Origin of the sequence: Rhodoplanes roseus, assembly GCF_003258865.1 — a bacterium.
In the GTDB taxonomy this organism is placed as follows: domain Bacteria; phylum Pseudomonadota; class Alphaproteobacteria; order Rhizobiales; family Xanthobacteraceae; genus Rhodoplanes; species Rhodoplanes roseus.
The window spans coordinates 1-17,365 of the sequence record NZ_NPEX01000119.1 but is presented as its reverse complement, the minus strand read 5'-3'; the positions used below and the strand labels follow the sequence as shown (position 1 = coordinate 17,365).

The 17,365-nt window shown below is 67.6% G+C and carries 16 protein-coding genes; 12 read left to right on the top strand and 4 right to left on the bottom strand.

Annotation, left to right across the window (positions count from 1 at the left end):
• Nucleotides 1-221: 221 nt before the first annotated feature.
• The 3 genes from CH341_RS17275 to CH341_RS17265 all read left to right on the top strand — a co-directional run bounded on the left by CH341_RS17275 (nt 222) and on the right by CH341_RS17265 (nt 2,551).
• On the top strand, nt 222-656 hold the full coding sequence (locus CH341_RS17275; protein WP_111420246.1) for a DUF1489 family protein: 435 nt from the start codon (nt 222-224) through the stop codon (nt 654-656).
• Between the two features lie 207 nt (nt 657-863).
• Nucleotides 864-1,562 (top strand): PilZ domain-containing protein, encoded by a 699-nt coding sequence (locus CH341_RS17270; RefSeq protein WP_111420245.1) that lies wholly within the window; start codon nt 864-866, stop codon nt 1,560-1,562.
• A gap of 134 nt (nt 1,563-1,696) precedes the next feature.
• On the top strand, nt 1,697-2,551 hold the full coding sequence (locus CH341_RS17265) for a matrixin family metalloprotease (RefSeq protein ID WP_245431112.1): 855 nt from the start codon (nt 1,697-1,699) through the stop codon (nt 2,549-2,551).
• Between the two features lie 124 nt (nt 2,552-2,675).
• Here the strand turns inward: CH341_RS17265 and panC are convergent, their stop codons facing one another.
• The gene (gene panC, locus CH341_RS17260) at nt 2,676-3,527 is read right to left on the bottom strand and encodes a pantoate--beta-alanine ligase (RefSeq protein ID WP_111420243.1); all 852 of its coding nucleotides are present in this window, start codon (nt 3,525-3,527) and stop codon (nt 2,676-2,678) included.
• A 176-nt stretch (nt 3,528-3,703) separates the two neighbouring features.
• Here panC and CH341_RS17255 point away from each other — a divergent pair, with 176 nt between their 5' ends.
• The 3 genes from CH341_RS17255 to CH341_RS17245 all read left to right on the top strand — a co-directional run bounded on the left by CH341_RS17255 (nt 3,704) and on the right by CH341_RS17245 (nt 6,276).
• Nucleotides 3,704-4,687 (top strand): division plane positioning ATPase MipZ, encoded by a 984-nt coding sequence (locus CH341_RS17255; protein WP_245431111.1) that lies wholly within the window; start codon nt 3,704-3,706, stop codon nt 4,685-4,687.
• 147 nt (nt 4,688-4,834) lie between these two features.
• Nucleotides 4,835-5,578, top strand: a complete 744-nt coding sequence (locus CH341_RS17250; protein ID WP_111420241.1) for a vWA domain-containing protein — start codon at nt 4,835-4,837, stop codon at nt 5,576-5,578.
• Nucleotides 5,575-6,276 (top strand): DnaJ domain-containing protein, encoded by a 702-nt coding sequence (locus CH341_RS17245; RefSeq protein ID WP_111420240.1) that lies wholly within the window; start codon nt 5,575-5,577, stop codon nt 6,274-6,276. The genes CH341_RS17250 and CH341_RS17245 overlap by 4 nt, the downstream gene beginning before the upstream one ends.
• 205 nt (nt 6,277-6,481) lie before the next feature.
• Here the strand turns inward: CH341_RS17245 and CH341_RS17240 are convergent, their stop codons facing one another.
• Entirely contained in the window at nt 6,482-8,359 is a 1,878-nt protein-coding gene (locus CH341_RS17240) for a D-alanyl-D-alanine carboxypeptidase (protein ID WP_111420239.1), read from the bottom strand.
• 353 nt (nt 8,360-8,712) lie between these two features.
• On the opposite strand from CH341_RS17240, the gene CH341_RS17235 reads away from it, so the two are divergent.
• Entirely contained in the window at nt 8,713-9,072 is a 360-nt protein-coding gene (locus CH341_RS17235; protein WP_111420238.1) for a phasin family protein, read from the top strand.
• Between the two features lie 176 nt (nt 9,073-9,248).
• Here CH341_RS17235 and CH341_RS17230 read toward each other — a convergent pair whose 3' ends face one another.
• Together CH341_RS17230 and CH341_RS17225 are read right to left on the bottom strand one after the other, a co-directional pair.
• A complete protein-coding gene (locus CH341_RS17230; RefSeq protein ID WP_111420237.1) occupies nt 9,249-10,556 on the bottom strand; it encodes a vWA domain-containing protein in 1,308 nt (435 codons plus the stop codon).
• A gap of 351 nt (nt 10,557-10,907) precedes the next feature.
• The gene (locus tag CH341_RS17225) at nt 10,908-12,146 is read right to left on the bottom strand and encodes a pilus assembly protein TadG-related protein (RefSeq protein ID WP_170149668.1); all 1,239 of its coding nucleotides are present in this window, start codon (nt 12,144-12,146) and stop codon (nt 10,908-10,910) included.
• Nucleotides 12,147-12,567: 421 nt separating this feature from the next.
• Here CH341_RS17225 and clpS point away from each other — a divergent pair, with 421 nt between their 5' ends.
• From clpS to CH341_RS17205, 5 genes are all read left to right on the top strand, one after another.
• Nucleotides 12,568-12,984, top strand: coding sequence for an ATP-dependent Clp protease adapter ClpS (clpS, locus tag CH341_RS17220; RefSeq protein ID WP_425376191.1), 417 nt, complete (start codon nt 12,568-12,570; stop codon nt 12,982-12,984).
• A gap of 52 nt (nt 12,985-13,036) precedes the next feature.
• Complete coding sequence (gene clpA / locus CH341_RS17215) at nt 13,037-15,514, top strand: ATP-dependent Clp protease ATP-binding subunit ClpA (RefSeq protein WP_111420234.1); 2,478 nt, start codon at nt 13,037-13,039, stop codon at nt 15,512-15,514.
• Nucleotides 15,515-15,781: 267 nt separating this feature from the next.
• Nucleotides 15,782-15,943, top strand: a complete 162-nt coding sequence (locus tag CH341_RS34280; RefSeq protein WP_170149667.1) for a hypothetical protein — start codon at nt 15,782-15,784, stop codon at nt 15,941-15,943.
• A 119-nt stretch (nt 15,944-16,062) separates the two neighbouring features.
• Nucleotides 16,063-16,797, top strand: a complete 735-nt coding sequence (locus CH341_RS17210) for an AzlC family ABC transporter permease (protein WP_111420233.1) — start codon at nt 16,063-16,065, stop codon at nt 16,795-16,797.
• Nucleotides 16,797-17,132 (top strand): AzlD domain-containing protein, encoded by a 336-nt coding sequence (locus CH341_RS17205; protein WP_111420232.1) that lies wholly within the window; start codon nt 16,797-16,799, stop codon nt 17,130-17,132. The genes CH341_RS17210 and CH341_RS17205 overlap by 1 nt, the downstream gene beginning before the upstream one ends.
• Nucleotides 17,133-17,365: the final 233 nt, after the last annotated feature.

Here is a 17,365-nt window from a genome sequence, read left to right as displayed (position 1 = left end):
ACTGTCAGCGGGCAGTAGGATCCGACGGTCGCTGCCCCCCGTGATGGCCGAGGGGCTTCAGCGTAGCGGCGTGGGCCCGAACGCCCCCCGCTGCCGCGGCTCCGGCTGCCGCGCCGGCCGCGACCGCGACGGGCGACGACTGAGCCGGCGGCCGGCCGACTGTCCACAAGCCCGGAGGGCGGCCGCTGGCCGCTCGCGCAGCGATGCGGTAGGACGGGCGCATGCCCCTGCATCTCCTGAAGCTCTGCGTCGGTTGCGACGGCATCGCCGACCTGGAGGAGTGGATCCGCGAGCGTCTCGCCAGACGCCCGAAGGGCAGCCCGGCCGAGCACGTCCATGTCACCCGCATGGTTCCCAAGCGAACCGATGAGCTGCTCGGCGGCGGCTCCCTCTACTGGGTGATCCGCGGCGAGATCGCGTGCCGCCAGGAGCTTCTGCGGGTCGATCCGTTCGTCGACCAGGAGGGCGTCGGCCGTTGCCGGCTGGTGCTGAACCCGGCGGTGGTGCTGGTCCTGCCGCGGCCCTACCGCGCCTTCCAGGGCTGGCGCTACCTCGCCGCAGCCGAGGCGCCCGCCGACCTGGACCGTTCGGCCCCCGGCGCGGTGGCGATGCCCGAAGAGATGCGCCGCGAGCTGCGGGCCCTCGGGCTGCTCTAAGCCGATATCGAAGTCGTTGCTGCCGCAATGCGGTACGGCGAGGCCGCGCCGTATCGATTCAAAGTCGATACGAATCCACCGAAAGATTAGCGCGTCGCGGAACCTAACTCTTTTCTTTGTCTGGTTACGGCCTGGAACTACCGTCTAGTTCGGCTATTCTGAATCCCGTAGGTGGAAGTCGTTAGAGCCTTCCGGCGAGGGAATACGATGTCTCACCGCAAAGAGCCTCCTCCGACGCCGACCTCGGCCGAACGGCGGACCGATGTTCGCGTCGTGGTGAGCCTGCCGGGCCGCTACACGCTCACGCGGCGTCGCGCTCTGGACGGGACCAACCCGGAATTCGCCTGCCGGCTGGTCAACATCTCCCGTCACGGCATGGTGCTGGCCGGTCCGGTGAGCGGCGCCCTGGAGGAGCCGGTCGTCACCTATTTCGACGAGTTCGGGGCGCTCGAAGGGCGCATCATGCGCCGGCTCTACGGCGGCTTCGCCATGAGCATCGTGGCCGATCCGGAGCGCCTCGACCGCCTCGAGACCAAGCTCGACTGGCTCGACAAGCACCAACGCGACGACATTCCGAACACGCGTCAGCACAAGCGGATCGTGCCGAAGAGCCCGCACTCGACCCTGATCCTGGCGGACGGGATGCAGGTGCCGTGCTTCGTCATCGACATGTCGGCGTCGGGGGTCGCCGTCTCGGCCGATCTGCGGCCGCCGATCGGCATGCCGCTGGCGGTCGGCACGGTCGTGGGGCGGGTGATCCGCCGCTTCGCCGAGGGCTTCGCCGTGCACTTCGTGCAGCCGCAGGATCCGAGCCACCTGGAGCAGCTCCTGATCAAGCCGCCGGCGCGGCCGCGTCGCCTTCCGGTCGAGACGACGGTGCGCGAGATCGCCATCATCGATGCCTGAGCGACGGCGCTGGGCCGACCCGACGGCGCAGTAACTTTAGCGATCGCCGTTCGGTGTTTACGCAACCGTGAATTGAAGATTCAGATAAATACCATATGGTCATAACCCGCAGCAGAAGCTCGGGGGACGATCACATGACGCGATCGACGAATACGCGCCGCCGACCCGAGATGATGGACGGCAAAGATCCATTCAAATTGCGCAAGCCGGCTGACGTGGTGCCGGAACTCGAACCGCTAGTTCACATCATCAGAGACGGTGTTCGGTGCGAGACCGAAAAACGCGGACATTCGAGTTCGCGAGGCCGATCTCCGCTGGAGATCATCGTCGATGCATCCGAGGGCTTCATTCCCCTGTGGGATAAGGGAACGACCCTTCGTTGGAAGTTTCGAAACAGCTCGCTGCAGTTCTTTGAGAATCCCGAGGCTGCGAAAGGTGAGATCGAAGTTCTGCTCGGCGAGGCCATCCTGGCCTGGGGCGACGCTGCACCTGTCAAATTCGCCAAGCGCGAGGACGCGTGGGACTTTGAAATCGTGGTGAAGCAGGGTGACAACTGTAATGTCAGCGGCTGCGTGCTGGCGAGCGCCTTCTTCCCCGATGCCGGTCGACATGTTTTGTCGATCTATCCGAAGATGTTCACACAATCACGCGAGGAGCAGGTCGAGACACTTGTCCATGAGATCGGTCATGTTTTCGGGCTCCGCCATTTCTTTGCACAAATAAGCGAAACAGAGTGGCCAAGCCAAATCTTCGGGAAGCACCAAAAGTTCAGCATCATGAACTATGGCAGCGATAGCCGACTAACCGCGGCCGATCGGCAAGATCTCAAGAGGCTCTACGATCTGGCCTGGGCCGGTCAGTTAAAGGCCATCAATGGAACGCCGATTCGGTTCATGCGGCCGTTTCACGCGAGCGGGGTCTCAGCGCAGGCCGTGATGGTCGGCGAGCTTCAGCCCGTGGGCCGCTTACTGACGAGGCCGGAAGCCTGAGCATTGGGCGCGGAGTCCGGGTCCGCGTGGGGGCGCCGTCCCAGTGCTGCCGGCAGGTTTTAGCCGGACCGGCACACACCGACCGCAACTGATCGTAAGCCTACCGTCAGGTGTTCGTGTCGAATTACACCGCGAGATTGTCGATCAGCCGGGTGGTGCCGAGCTTCGCCGCGACCAGAAGGCGGATCGGCCCGTCCTTCCTCGACTTCACGGGCGCCAGCGTCTCGGCGTGGCGCGCCTCGACGTAGTCGACCGCGAAGCCGTCGCGGGTCAGCGCCTTTCGGGCACTCTCCATCACGCCCTTGATCGGACGGCCAGCCGCGATCTTCTCGGCGCAGCCGGCGAGCACGCGATGCAGGGCCGGGGCGCGGGCGCGCTCCTCGGCCGAGAGATACTGGTTGCGTGACGACAGCGCGAGCCCGTCCTTCTCGCGAACGGTCGGCATGCCGACCACTGCGACGCGCAGATCGAGATCGGCGGCGAGCCGCGTGACGACCTTGAGCTGCTGATAGTCCTTCTGTCCGAACACCGCGACATCCGGCCGGACCTGCCCGAACAGCTTGGCGACGACGGTCGCGACGCCGCCGAAGAAGTGCGGCCTGAACTTGTCTTCCAGCCCGGCGAGGGCGGGGCCCTCGGGGGCGATCCGGGTGGCGAAGCCGTCCGGATACATCACCGCGGCGTCCGGCGCCCAGACGAGGTCGACGTTTTCACCGGCGAGCGCGTCGACGTCCGCCGCCAGCCGCCGCGGATAGCTGGAAAAGTCCTCGGTGGGCGCGAACTGGGTCGGGTTGACGAAGATCGAGACGACCACCCGGTCGGCCTTGCGACGGGCGTGCCGTACCAGCGCGAGGTGCCCGGCATGCAGCGCGCCCATGGTGGGGACCAGCGCGACCGACTCGCCCTTGTCGCGGAACGGCGCCAGCGCGCGGTCCAGGGCTTTCAGCGTGCGGACGACGGCGAGACGGTTTTTCATGGCGATCGGTCGGGGCTCGCATGGCGAGGAACCGGCGCCGGCAGCGGCATCCGGCGGCCGTGATCTGTTCACGACTCCATGCGGGCCGGAGAGATAGCTTGACCCTGCCGCGCGATCAAAACAAAAATCCCCCCGGCACGGAGGCGTGGATGTGGTCGGATCCGGATAATCGGGGGTTGCGTCGGAGAGATCCGATCTCGGCCCATGTCATCGTCGTCGGCAACGAGAAGGGCGGGTCCGGCAAGTCGACGACGGCCATGCATCTCGCGGTCGCCCTGATGAAGGCGGGCCAGCGGGTCGCCACCATCGACCTCGACTCGCGTCAGTCGACGCTCACGCACTACATCGACCGGCGTCGCCTGTGGGGACGCCGGGTCAACCAGCCGCTCGAAATCCCGCTGCACTTCTGTATCGCGCGCAGCGACGGGGTGCGGGTGGACGACAACGAGGCCGCCGAGTTCGCGCGCTTCGCCGACGCCATCACGGAGATCGAGCACCGCCACGACTTTCTGGTGATCGACACGCCCGGCGCCGACACCTTCCTGTCGCGGCTCGCCCATTCGATGGCCGACACGCTGGTCACGCCACTCAACGACAGCTTCCTGGATTTCGACGTGCTGGCGGCCGTCGATCCGCAGACCTTCGAGGTCACGGGCGCGAGCCACTACGCCGACCTGGTGCGCGAGGCGCGACGCCAGCGCCGGATCGTCGACGGCAAGATGACCGACTGGGTGGTGGTGCGGAACCGCCTGTCCACGCTCGGCTCGCGCAACCGCAAGCTGGTGGGCGAGGGGCTGAACGTGCTCTCCGGCCGGCTCGGCTTCCGCTTCGTCGAGGGTTTCGCCGAGCGGGTGATCTATCGCGAGTTCTTTCCCCGTGGCCTCACGGCCGTCGACGACATCGGCGAGCAGACGCTCGGCACCCGGCCGAGCCTCTCGCATGTCACGGCCCGGCTGGAGGTGCAGGGCCTGTTGTCCGGGTTGCGGCTGCCGCTCGACGACCGCGGACGCAAGCGCGCCGAGGCGCGGGCCGAGTGGTTCATGAGCGCCTACCGGCCGCTGGACGCCGACGAGCTTCTCGACGACGGGCTCGATGACGAGCAGGGCCCCGTCACCCTCCCGATGCTGCCGACGACCCCGCCCTCGCCGGTGACCGGCTGAGCGGACCTCCGGCCCCGGACGGTTCGCACGCGGCGGCATGTCGCCGGGGGCGCCGCGGCGCAGCCATTGCGCGCGGGGCCGTTCGCGGCCACTTGATAGGCATGCTCCGCCATTCGTTTTCCGCTCCGCTCGCCCGCAGGTGCCGCGATGGCCAAGCCGCCTGATCGCGCCCCGTCCGAAACGTCCAGCCCGCCGGCCACGACCTCGTCGCGGGCCGAGATCGATGCCTTCGTGGCGGAGGTGCGGGCGCTCGGCGCCGCCCGGGATCCAGGGTTGCGGGAGGCGGGTGCCCGCGGGCGCCTCGTCTTTGCCCTCGACGCCACCATGAGCCGCCAGCCGACCTGGGACACGGCCTGCCGGCTGCAGGCCGACATGTTCGCCGAAACCGCCGCGATCGGCGGGCTCGACGTCCAGCTCGTCTATTTCCGCGGCCTGTCCGAGTGCCGGTCGTCCCGCTTCGTCTCCGACCCGCGGGCGCTCGGCGGGCTGATGGAGAAGATCGACTGCCGCGGCGGCCACACCCAGATTCGCAAGGTTCTGGCCCATGTCCGCCGGGAGACCGAGACCGCCAAGGTGGCGGCGCTGGTCTATGTCGGCGACGCGATGGAAGAGTCGGTCGACGATCTTTGCGCCCGGGCCGGCGAGCTCGGCCTCGCCGCGGTGCCGTGCTTCATGTTCCAGGAGGGGCACGATCCGGTCGCCGAGCAGGCGTTCCGCGAGATCGCCCGCCTGTCGGGCGGCGCGTATTGCCGGTTCAGCACCGGCGCGGCGCACGAGCTCGGGGAGCTGTTGCGGGCGGTCGCGGCCTATGCGAGCGGTGGCCGCCAGGCGCTGCATCGCCTCTCCGGCCGGAATGCCTCGGCGGTGCGCCTCTTGGAGCAGCTCAGATGACCTTCCTGCTCGGCCTCGCGGTCCTGCTGATCCTGCTGTGGGCCGTGAAGGGTTTGGCCCGCGCCGACCCCAAGGGGGTGGTGAAGGGCGCCCGCATGGCGGGAGGCGTGGTGGCGCTCGGCGGCGCCGCCTTCCTGGTCGCGCGCGGCCAGATCTCGATCGGGGTTCCGCTCGGTCTCACCGGCCTCGGGCTGCTCGGCTGGCTGCCGTTCGGCGGCGCGACCTTCGGACAGCGCACGCAGAAGCGCTCGGGGCAGGTGTCCCGGGTCCGCTCGGCCTTCCTGGAGATGGAGCTCGACCACGACAGCGGCGCCATGCGGGGCCGGATCGTCGCCGGCCGCTTCGCGGGTGCGCCGCTCGACGGCCTCGACGTGTCGACCCTCACGGGCCTGTTCGGCGAGGTCGACGAGGAGAGCAGAACGCTACTTGGAGCGTATCTGGACCGCCGCAGTCCCGGCTGGCGTGAAAACGCGCAGGGTGGTGCGACAGCGGGGCAGGGTGGAGCGTCGGGTTCCGGCAAAATGACGGAACAGGAGGCCTATCAGATCCTTGGCCTTGAGCCGGGGGCCACCGCCGAGGACATCGGCCGTGCGCATCGCCTGCTCATGAAGAAACTGCATCCCGACCAAGGGGGGACGACGTACCTCGCGGCCCGTGTGAACGAGGCCAAGGAGGTCCTGCTTCGCGGACATCGATGAGAGCTCCAACGCTACGCAACACATACTCGACGTTCACGCGCCCTCCGGCCGTACGGGCCGTAGGACCAGGCCTCCTGAAGTCCCCCTTTTCGGGTGGTCTCGTTGGTCGTCGGCGTCCGCGCTTGTTCCGTCGTCTCGGTGCGCGGACGCTGGCTCCTGTCCGTCGGACTCTGCTCTAAATTTATTAAATCTCGGTTCCCGTCCGTCAGTTCTTGATGGTCAGGCAGGCGAAGTCGTTCCGCTTGAGATATTTGCAGGCGGCTTCCGCCGAGTCCTTCTCGAAACCGGCGAAACGCGCGCGGTAGAAGGTCTTGTTGTCGCGGGTCACCGCTTCGGTGAACGGATCGGCGTGGCCGAGAAGCTGCTTGGCCTTGGCCTGGGCGGAGGAGAGACGGTCCTTCGCCTCGCGCTCGGCCTCGAAGGCGCCGATCTGGATGATCCAGCCGCTGCGCGCGACCGGCTTGCGGGCCGGATCGACGGTGCGGGCCGAGGCGCTGGCGAGCGCGAAGGTGCTCTCGGAGTCGGCCGTGGCGACTGCGACCTCGCGGACCGGCGAGCGGGCCGGCGCAGCCTGCGCTGCCGCAGCTTGCGCCACCGGCGCCTGGACGGCGGGCGCCGGGGTGACGGGAGCCTGCGCCACGGCAGCCTGCACCATCGGGGCCGGGGCCGCGATCGGTGCAGCGGCGGCCTGCACGGGCGTCGCTATCGAACGGGTCGGGGCTGCTGCCTGGGCGGCCGCCGACGGGGTCGCGACTGCGACCTGGACGGGTGCGGCCGGCTGGGCGGCGATCGCCGCAGCCGCGGCCGGGCGGGCCGGCGACGGCTGCAGGGTCCGCACGGCGGCGGCGCGGGCCGCGTTCTCCTCGTGGCTCGGAACGACCGGCAGATTCGCCAGCGGCGGCGTCAGCGAGGCGGTCTGCACGCCGGTGAGCTTCACCTTGATGGTCTTGACGGCGATCGGCTTGATCGGGTCGGCGGCGGCGTGGGCCTTGGCGGGCTCGATCTTGCCCGGCGCCGGGCGCTCGATCTTGGCGGCGGCGACCGGGAAGCGGGTGCCGGGCATCGCCGTGGCGGCCGATGCGGCGGTCGGCGCGGCGACCGGGACGCTGCCGGCCGAGGCCAGCATCATCTTGGCGGCGGCCGGAGCCGCAGCGGCGACCGGCACGTCGGCGTCACGCGATTCGGCGATTGCCGGGGCGGTGCGCTTGGCCGAGGCCTCGGCGATGTACTTCTCCAGCAGGCTGCGCATGCGGGCGTCGCGCGCACCGGCCGAGGCGCCGCCCAGGACCACCGCCACCAGATGGCGGTTGTTGCGCTTCATCGAGGAGACGAGATTGAAGCCCGAGGCCCTGACATAGCCGGTCTTGATCCCGTCGACGCCCTGGACCGAGCCCAGGAGCCGGTTGTGGTTGCGGATCGTCTGGCCGCGGAAGGCGAACGAGGAAATCGAGAAGTAGCGGTACTGCGCCGGGAAGCGCTCCTGAATGGCGCGGCCGAGGATCGCCTGGTCGCGCGCCGTCGTGACCTGACCGCTGTCCGGGAGGCCCGATGCGTTGTTGTAGACGGTGCGGCTCATGCCGAGCGCCCGCGCCTTGCGGGTCATCAGCTTGGCGAAGTCGTCCTCGTCGCCGGCGATCGCCTCGGCGATCACCACGGCGGCGTCGTTGGCCGAGCGCGTCACCAGGCCGCGGATCGCCTCGTCGGCCGTGATGGTCTGGCCGGGGCGGAGACCGAGCTTGGTGGGGGCCTGCGAGGCGGCGTGCGCCGAGACCGGGAGAGGCGTGTCCGGCTTGATCTTGCCGGCCTCCATCCGCTCGAACAGCAGATAGAGGGTCATGATCTTGGTGAGCGAGGCCGGGTGGCGGACGCCGTCGGGCTCGGCGGCGTGCAGCACCTGGCCGGAATTCGCGTCGACCACGATGGCCGCGTAGGGAGGGTTGTAGCCGCCGCCCTTGGCGACCGCGCCGCGCCGACGCCCACGTGCGTCGGCCGTGTCGACGACCAGAGCGATCGCGGCGACCCCGGTGAGCAGGCCGACCGCGAGCGTGCGGAATCCACGCGTGTTCCCGAATGTCAGGAGCATTGTTTCCCCTCATCCATCGGTCGCGTTGGCAGCGCCCGATGTGTCCCCGAGACGTCCTTGGCCGCCGGCCGTTTGCCAAACCTGCGGCGGCTCACGAGACCGTTACCGGTGAATTCGGGCGTCACCGAGACGACGCGTTCACCCAAGCTAGGGACGTCGGGTTGCGAATTCGTTAACAAATCCTTTGATGGATCTACGGAATTTGCCGATTATGCTGCGGTGCAAAATATTTTCTTGCAATTTGTGCAGTGCACTATATATTTTTTGGTGTCGCAGCGCCCGGATACGCGTTCACGTCTCGATCACGCGGCCGTGCGGGTTGGCGCAGACCAATGCAACCGGGAGACGTTCCAATGAACATCCGCCTCGACAACGTTCAGGGCTTCAGCAAGGACGGCATGGACGCGGCCATGAAGTCGTTCGGCGCCGTGTCGCAGAGCGTCCAGGCCATCGCGGCCGAGACCGCCGACTTCTCGAAGAAGTCGTTCGAGCAGGGCGCCGAGGTGCTGGAGAAGCTCCTCGCAGTGAAGTCGGTCGAGAAGGCGGTCGAGCTTCAGTCCGACTATCTCAAGTCGAGCTACGAGGCCTTCATCGCCCAGTCGAACCGCATGAGCGAGCTCTATGCGGAGCTCGCCAAGGAAATCTACAAGCCGTTCGAAGGTCTCGCCGGCAAGCTCCCGACCTCCCCGTTCATGGGTCAGGCGAGCCGCTGAGACTGCTGCAGCCCGGCGTCCTCGCCGGGCGGCCCGGATCGTCGGGGCGCGCGCCGACAAGGCGCGACGATGCCCGACCCAGAGGAAAGCCCGGCCGCGAGGCCGGGCTTTTCTCGTTTCCGCATGTCGTCCGTCGGGAATGATCGGACCAGGTCGGCCACTTCGGGCCGGTTCGTTCACTTCGCGACGCGCAGCCGCGTCAGCTGGGTGCCGATCGTGTCGAAGGTCGTGATGATCTGGTTCGCCGAGGTCAGGTAGAAGTAGTTGCTGGTCGAGCTGGCGCAGCTCTGCAGCAACGACTGCGTGCCCTGCATCACCAGGATCGTGTAGATCGTGATGCCGGCGTTCTTGGCGGCCGTGCAGGCGGCCTTGGTGCGCGCGTCGATGCTGGTCTGCGACGTGCTGAAGCGGTTCTGTGTGTTCTCGCCGTCGGTCAGCAGGATGATGACCTTCTGGTACTGGTAATTCGCATCCTCGCTCGGCGCGGCCAGCGGCGATCCTTGCGTCAACGAGTGCCAGCCCCACACCAGGCCGATCGTGACGTTGGTGTTGCCGTCCGGCGTCATCGCGTCGACCTTGGACTTCAGCGATGTCCAATCGTAGCTGAGCGGCATCAGCTCCACCGGGCAATAGCTGTACTGCTCGGCCGGGAACAGCGTCGCCGACGTGCCGATCTCCGGAGCGGAGTTGCTGATGTCGTAATTCTGGTCGCGGTCCATGAGGCAACCGTTCCAGGTGTTGTGGTTCTTGGCCGTCCAGGTTCCCTTGTTGGACGTGCAACTCGACTTCGTCGTGTAGGACGACTTGCTGCATGTTCCGTTCGCGACGTCCCAGTCGTCCCACTTGACCCAGTTCTGGGTGTAGTTCGACGAGCCGCCGATGTTCACGTCCTTGCTGAACGGAATGATCGAGATGTAGACGTCGCCGTTGTTGGTGGCGGCCGCCTTGAGCTGGTCGATCAGGTTCTTGGCGGCCGTCTTCAGGGCCGTCATCTTTCCCGAGCTCGACATCGAGCCGGTGTTGTCGAGGGCGAGGGCGACGCGCAGGCGGGTGTTGCCCCAGGCGGTGGTCGCCGACACCTTTAGCGTCATCTGGGAAATGCCGAGCACGCCCATGAAGCGGGTCTTCATGGTGGCGCTGGCATCGACCACCACGTTCGACACCGAACTCTTCGTGTAGGTCGCCGTGACGTCGGTGATGGTGGCTTCCGGCTGGGTGATCAGGGCGCGAAAATACTTATCCGCCGCATCCTGGATCTGGGTCGAGGTCTGGCTCGACGCGGTTTTCGAGACCGCCAGCGCGGCCGAGTCGGCCGCCGCCTGCATGTTCGTCCGGATGGCGTTGGCGCGGCTGTAGTCGATCGCGGCCCCGACCAGCCCGATCACCGGAATGAGGGTGAGCGCGAACAGCACCGCGACGTTGCCGTCCTCCGCCCGCCGGAACGCCTTCCACAGCGACGACGTCTTGAACAGATGGGTGCCCATGGTCTTCGTACCCCGCCGGATCGGCCGTTTCGCCGCCCTCGCGATCGTTACCGCCCGAGATCAAACCAATGCCTAATTTGAAACAAGAAAGCGGCCCGGATCACGGGTCGACGGGCGCCGTGCGGCCGAACACTGCGAACACGGTTTACGGCCGGTCACCGGGAACGCCGAAAACGGCTCTTGACACGAGCGCAACGGCCGTATCCCCGCGCTTTTCACGATGCGGGCGGCCGACCCCGCCGGCGTGTGGGGGCGCTGCCGGTCGGAAGGATGCCGGGGTTCGGCCGGTGGAGGAGGGGGACGCGGGAGGCGGGCGGTCGTCCCGGTCGGGCCGGGGCAGCCGGCCGGGCGTCACTTCGCCAGGCGCAGCTTGGAGAGCTGGGTGCCGATGGCGTCGAAGGTGGTGACGAGCTGGTTCGCCGAGGTCAGGTAGAAGTAGCGGCTCGAATCGGTCGCGCAGGTCTGCAGCAGCGACGCGTTCCCGTCCATCACCAGCACGGTGTAGAGGGTGATGTTCGCCGCCTTGACGGCGGCGCAGGCCTTCTCGGTGCGGGCGTCGACCGCGGTGGAGTGGTTGCTGCCGTCGCCGCTCCACCGGTTCTGGGTGTTGAGGCCGTCGGTCAGGAGGACGATGACGTCCTGGTACTCGTAATTCGGGTCCTTGGCGGGGGCGTTGAGTGGCGCGGTCGTGCTCAGCGCCTGCCAGCCCCACACCAGCCCGATGGTGTTGTTGGTGCTGCCGGTCGGCGTCATGGTGTCGATCTTGGCGCTCAGCGCGGTCCAGTCGTTGGACAGCGCCATCATCGACACGGCGCAATAGCCGTACTGCTCGGCCGGGAACTTGACGCTGGAATCCGGGGCCGTGGTCGCGATGTCCCAGTTCTGGTCGCGATCCATGACGCAACCGTTCCAGGTCGAGTGCGCCTTGGGGGTCCACTTGCCGCCGTTCGCCGTGCAGGTCGACTGCTTGGTGTAGCTCGTCTTGGTGCAGGTGCCGTTCAGCGTGTCCCAGATGGTGAAGTCGACCCAGTCCGGGATCGTGCTGCCCGACTTGACGTTGACGTCCTTGCTGTAGGGGATGATCGCGACATAGACGTCCTCGGATACTTTTGCCGCGTTCTTGAGCTGGGTGACGAGATTCTTCGATGCGGTCTTGAGCGCGTCGATCTTTCCCGAGCTCGCCATCGAGCCGGTGTTGTCGAGCACCAGGGCCACACGCAGGCGGGTGTTTCCCCACACCGCGGTCGCGCTGGCCGTCACCGGCAGCGCGGAGAAGCCCATCAGGGTCATGAAGGTGGTCTTGACCGTCCCGGTCCCGCTGACGACGAGCTGCGACCCCTTGCTGTTGGTATAGGAGGTGGTGAGCGCGACGCCGTCGACGTCCGTGCGAGAGAACACCGCGTTGAAGATGGTCTCGGCCTTGCCCGTGACGGCGCCCGAGGCCAGCGCGTCGGAATCCTTGGAGAGCGCCAGGACGGTCGAATCCAGGGCCGCCTGCATGGCACTGCGCGCCGAGGCGGCGCGCGAATAGTCGACGGCGGCCCCCACCAGGCCGGTCAAGGGGACGATCGACAGGGCGAAGAGTGGCACGACGCTTGCGCGCCGGTCACGAATGAACCGTTTGAATGGCATCGCGCACCGCCAGGTTGGAAGGGCCCCGCGCCATACTGCCGGGCATCCATTCACGTTCGGTTCAACAGCCGCCGAACTTTCGCCGGTTTCGCTCAGTGTCCTGTTAAGCATGGGCCGAGCACGGATGGTGCGGTTCGGTCGACCGGCCGTCCCGGCGGGCCGCCCGCCGGCGATCGCGGCCGGAGCGAGGTGTCGCACCGGCCCTCCGAATCGGGTGCGGCCTAGGCCGAATTTCGCAGGGCCGAGGAGCGGTACATTCGGCTGGTGGCGAAACGGGGCGGTGCTTATTATTTATGCTCCGGGGCCGCGCCGGGCTGCGGCATGCTCTTCGGTGCTCGTCCCGGACGGGGCCGGCCCTCCTTCGGACCGAAACGAGACCATGACGGCCTGCTCGACTGACCCATTTATCGCAACTGCGGCCCCCCGCCTCGCGGGCCGGCGCGGACCGACGCCGCCGGTCGCGGCGAACGGTGACCGCAAGCGCCGCCAGGATCCCTCGGGTCCGGGCACGGCGGTGATCACAAAGACGAAACCGCAGACCAAAAGACCGAACCTTTACCGGGTGTTGCTGCTTAACGACGACTACACCCCGATGGAGTTCGTGGTGCACGTGCTGGAGCGCTTCTTCAACAAGGACCGGGAAGCCGCGACCCGCATCATGCTGCACGTCCATCACCACGGGATCGGGGAGTGCGGCATCTTCACCTACGAGGTGGCGGAGACCAAGGTGACCCAGGTGATGGACTTCGCTCGTAAACACCAGCATCCTCTCCAATGCGTGATGGAGAAGAAGTGAGCCGGAACGACACGGCCCGGGACGCCGCAGACCAGGACAGGACGAAACGCTGATGCCGACCTTCTCCCGCAGCCTCGAGCAGTCGCTCCACCGGGCGCTCGCGCTGGCCAATGAACACCGCCACGAATACGCGACCCTGGAGCACCTGCTGCTCGCCCTGGTCGACGACCAGGATGCGGCTGCCGTGATGCGGGCCTGCAACGTCGATCTCGAGAAGCTGCGGCGGAACCTCGTCGCCTACATCGAGTCGGAGCTGGAGAACCTCGTCACCGACGGGACCGAGGACTCCAAGCCCACCGCCGGCTTCCAGCGGGTGATCCAGCGGGCCGTGATCCACGTGCAGTCGTCGGGCCGGGAGGAGGTGACGGGCGCCAACGTGCTCGTCGCGATCTTCGCCGAGCGCGAGAGCCACGCGGCCTATTTCCTGCAGGAGCAGGAGATGACCCGCTACGACGCCGTGAACTACATCAGCCACGGGATCGCCAAGCGGCCGGGGCTCACCGAGGCGCGTCCCGCCAGGGGGGCGTCGGAGGAAGATTCGGACGGCGCCAAGCCGAACGAGGACACCAAGAAGAAAGGTGACGCCTTGGAGGCTTATTGCGTCAATCTCAACAAGAAGGCCCGTGAGGGCAAGATCGACCCTCTGATCGGCCGCGACGGCGAGATCAGCCGCACGATCCAGGTGCTGTGCCGCCGCCAGAAGAACAACCCGCTGTTCGTCGGCGATCCCGGCGTCGGCAAGACCGCCATCGCCGAGGGCCTGGCGCGGCGCATCGTCCACGGCGAGGTGCCGGACGTGCTGAAAGGCGCGACCGTGTTCGCCCTCGACATGGGCACGCTCTTGGCCGGCACGCGCTATCGCGGCGACTTCGAGGAGCGCCTCAAGCAGGTGATCAAGGAGATCGAGGCCTATCCGGGCGCGATCATGTTCATCGACGAGATCCACACCGTGATCGGCGCCGGGGCGACCTCCGGCGGCGCCATGGACGCGTCGAACCTGCTCAAGCCGGCGCTCGCCTCCGGCACGGTGCGCTGCATCGGCTCGACCACCTACAAGGAGTACCGCCAGTACTTCGAGAAGGACCGGGCCCTGGTGCGCCGCTTCCAGAAGATCGACGTCAACGAGCCGACGGTCGCCGACTCGATCGAGATCCTCAAAGGCCTCAAGCCGTACTTCGAGGACTACCACAAGCTCAAATACACCAACGAGGCGATCAAGGCGGCGGTCGAGCTGTCGGCCCGCTACATCCACGACCGCAAGCTGCCCGACAAGGCGATCGACGTGATCGACGAGTCCGGCGCGGCCCAGATGCTGCTGCCCGAGAACCGGCGCAAGAAGACGATCGGCCTCAAGGAGATCGAGACCACCATCGCGACCATGGCACGGATCCCGCCCAAGACCGTGTCGAAGGACGACGCCGTGGTGCTGTCGAATCTGGAGGAGAACCTCAAGCGGGTCGTCTATGGCCAGGACAAGCCGATCGAGGCGCTCTCGGCCTCGATCAAGCTCGCCCGCGCCGGCCTGCGCGAGCCGGAGAAGCCGATCGGCTGCTACCTGTTCTCGGGCCCGACCGGCGTCGGCAAGACCGAGGTGGCCAAGCAGCTCGCCGCCACGCTCGGCGTCGAGCTGATCCGCTTCGACATGTCGGAGTACATGGAGCGCCACACGGTGTCGCGCCTGATCGGCGCGCCGCCCGGCTATGTCGGCTTCGACCAGGGCGGCCTGCTGACCGACTCGGTCGACCAGCATCCGCACAGCGTGCTGCTGCTGGACGAGGTCGAGAAGGCGCACCCGGACCTCTACAACGTGCTCCTGCAGATCATGGATCACGGCAAGCTGACCGATCACAACGGCAAGCAGGTCGACTTCCGCAACATCATCCTGATCATGACCACGAATGCGGGCGCTGCCGACATGGCCAAGGCGGCCTACGGCTTCCACCGCTCGAAGCGCGAGGGTGACGACACGGAGGCGATCAACCGGCTGTTCGCGCCGGAGTTCCGCAACCGTCTCGACGCCATCATCGGCTTCGGCCACCTGGACGAGTCGGTCATCGCCAAGGTCGTCGAGAAGTTCGTGCTGCAGCTCGAGGCGCAGCTCGCCGACCGCGACGTGACGATCGAGCTGTCGGACGAGGCCTCTCAGTGGCTGATCGTGCGCGGCTACGATCAGCAGATGGGCGCCCGGCCGATGGCCCGGGTGATCCAGGAGTACATCAAGAAGCCGCTCGCCGACGAGGTGCTGTTCGGCAAGCTGAAGAACGGCGGCCATGTCCGGGTGATCGTGCTGAAGGACGAGGCCACCGGCGAGAAGCTCGGCTTCGAGTTCCTCGACGGCCCCGTCACCCCGAAGCCGGAGAAGCTGCCGGCCGTTCCCAAGGCGAAGCGGAAGCGCAGCGGTGGCGGCGGTGGCACCCGCCGGGCGAAGCCGTCCGGCCCCAAGGGGGAGGGCGGTCCGCCCTCCGGCGGCAACGGCTCCGGCCCCGGCGGCAAGGGCTCTGTCCCCAAGGTGCCGCTGGTCAAGGCCTGATCCTACGCTCGGCCGCACGGCCGAAGACGAGATCGCAGACGAGCATGCGCCCCGGTCCTCCGGGGCGCATTGCGTTCGAGGGCCGCAACGCGCCTCGTGTGGCGCATGGAACATGGCAGATTCCGCGTCTCTGCCGGCAAGATGTTCCGGTCTGCGACTCCGGAAAGAATTCGTTGACCATCCAAGTCCTTGCGCCTGCTCGGACGGGATTTGGCACGGCGGTTGCCACATCTGAGTCGAAATCAGTTCGGACACCTCGGGATTGCCATGACGCCGATCGCCATGAACGACAACGCCGATCCGACCCCCACCGGGATACTGCTCATTCTCGCCATCCTGCTGGTGACCATCATGCCGATGGTCGCCGCGGGGGCCTCGTCGCTGGGCTCCTGGCTGGCCCGCATGGGATTCAGCTTCGCCGGCCTCTGACGCTGTCGCGCCGAGCTTCGACGGCACGGGTCGGCCGCCGCCGTGCGTGACGTCACGGCGCGGAGCTGCCGCCGTGCGAACGCAATTGCGCCGGGCTGTTCCGTGTGGGACAGAACGCCATGGTGCGTGACGAACCGGCTGTCGGCTCTCCGGTGCGAGAGGGCTATCTCGCGGGCTGCAGGGCCGGCGCGACCTCGGTGTTCCAGATCGTCTTGATCGGCACCTACATCAGCATCGGCGCGCTCGCCCACGATCTCGGCTTCTCGATCGCCTGGGTGGTGCTGTCGACCCTGGTGATCTGGGCGGCGCCGGCGCAGGTCATCATGATCTCGGCCCTCGGAGCCGGCGCGCCGCCGCTGGAGGTGGCCGTCGCGGTGAGCCTGAGCGGCGTGCGCCTGCTGCCCATGGTCGTCGCCCTGCTGCCGGTGCTGCGGACCCGGACGTCGCGCTTCCCCGGCGTGATCCTCGCGGCGCATTTCACCGCGGTGAGCATGTGGATGGAGGCGCTGCGGCTGGCGCCCCGCCGCCCGGTCGAGCAGCGCGTCGCTTTCGCCAACGGGATCGGCACCATGCTGATCGGCAGCGCCACGCTGGCGACCGTCGCCGGATACTATTTCGCCCGGGTGCTGCCGGAGCCGGTGGTCGGCGGCCTGCTGTTCCTCACGCCGATGTCGTTCCTGGTCTCGGTCGCCCGCAGCAGCAGGACGGCGTCGGATCGGGTGGCGGCCGTCGCCGGCCTGGTGCTCAGCCCGCTGCTGGTGGTGCTCGGCATCGGCCTCGACCTGATGTGGACCGGCCTGGTCGGCGGCACCGCCGCCTATCTGGTGCACCGCGTCGCGAAGGCGCGTCGGTGATGGCGGAGCTCTGGCCCTATCTGGTGCTGGTCCTGGTCGGCTTCCTGCCGAACGAGATGTGGCGCTGGCTCGGGGTGGTGTTCTCGCGCGGGCTCGACGAGACCTCCGAGGCGCTGATCTGGGTGCGGGCCGTGGCGACCGCCATCCTCACCGGCGTGGTCGCCAAGATCATCGTGTTCGCGCCCGGGGCGCTCGCCGGGGTTCCGCTGTGGATGCGGCTCGGCGCGACCGTGGTCGGCATGCTGGCGTTCCTGCTGGCCCGCCAGTCGGTGTTCGCCGGCGTGGTGACCGGGACGCTCGCGCTCATCGCGCTGGACGTCCTCGTCGGGCGTTGAGCTGCGCCGGGCGAGCGGGCGTCCGCACTCCGGTCGTTTTCAGCCGGCACACGACATGGTCTGATGGAGGCCCCCGCGCCGGATGACGCGAGCGCTGATGCGACGGATCGTGCCGATCATGCTGACTGTCGTGCTGGTCCTCGGGCCGGCGGCCCGCGCGGCCGACCGCCATCAGCGCGTAGAAGGTGTCGGCCGGATAATCGAGGCCCTTCCATTCGAGGTCCTCGTGCCGC

Coding starts and splice junctions, on each gene's coding strand:
- CH341_RS17275 (WP_111420246.1), top strand. CDS start 222: ATGCCCCTGCATCTCCTGAAGCTCTGCGTCGGTTGCGACGGCATCGCC.
- CH341_RS17270 (WP_111420245.1), top strand. CDS start 864: ATGTCTCACCGCAAAGAGCCTCCTCCGACGCCGACCTCGGCCGAACGG.
- CH341_RS17265 (WP_245431112.1), top strand. CDS start 1,697: ATGACGCGATCGACGAATACGCGCCGCCGACCCGAGATGATGGACGGC.
- panC (WP_111420243.1), bottom strand. CDS start 3,527: ATGAAAAACCGTCTCGCCGTCGTCCGCACGCTGAAAGCCCTGGACCGC.
- CH341_RS17250 (WP_111420241.1), top strand. CDS start 4,835: ATGGCCAAGCCGCCTGATCGCGCCCCGTCCGAAACGTCCAGCCCGCCG.
- CH341_RS17245 (WP_111420240.1), top strand. CDS start 5,575: ATGACCTTCCTGCTCGGCCTCGCGGTCCTGCTGATCCTGCTGTGGGCC.
- CH341_RS17240 (WP_111420239.1), bottom strand. CDS start 8,359: ATGCTCCTGACATTCGGGAACACGCGTGGATTCCGCACGCTCGCGGTC.
- CH341_RS17235 (WP_111420238.1), top strand. CDS start 8,713: ATGAACATCCGCCTCGACAACGTTCAGGGCTTCAGCAAGGACGGCATG.
- CH341_RS17230 (WP_111420237.1), bottom strand. CDS start 10,556: ATGGGCACCCATCTGTTCAAGACGTCGTCGCTGTGGAAGGCGTTCCGG.
- clpS (WP_425376191.1), top strand. CDS start 12,568: ATGACGGCCTGCTCGACTGACCCATTTATCGCAACTGCGGCCCCCCGC.
- clpA (WP_111420234.1), top strand. CDS start 13,037: ATGCCGACCTTCTCCCGCAGCCTCGAGCAGTCGCTCCACCGGGCGCTC.
- CH341_RS34280 (WP_170149667.1), top strand. CDS start 15,782: ATGACGCCGATCGCCATGAACGACAACGCCGATCCGACCCCCACCGGG.
- CH341_RS17210 (WP_111420233.1), top strand. CDS start 16,063: ATGGTGCGTGACGAACCGGCTGTCGGCTCTCCGGTGCGAGAGGGCTAT.
- CH341_RS17205 (WP_111420232.1), top strand. CDS start 16,797: ATGGCGGAGCTCTGGCCCTATCTGGTGCTGGTCCTGGTCGGCTTCCTG.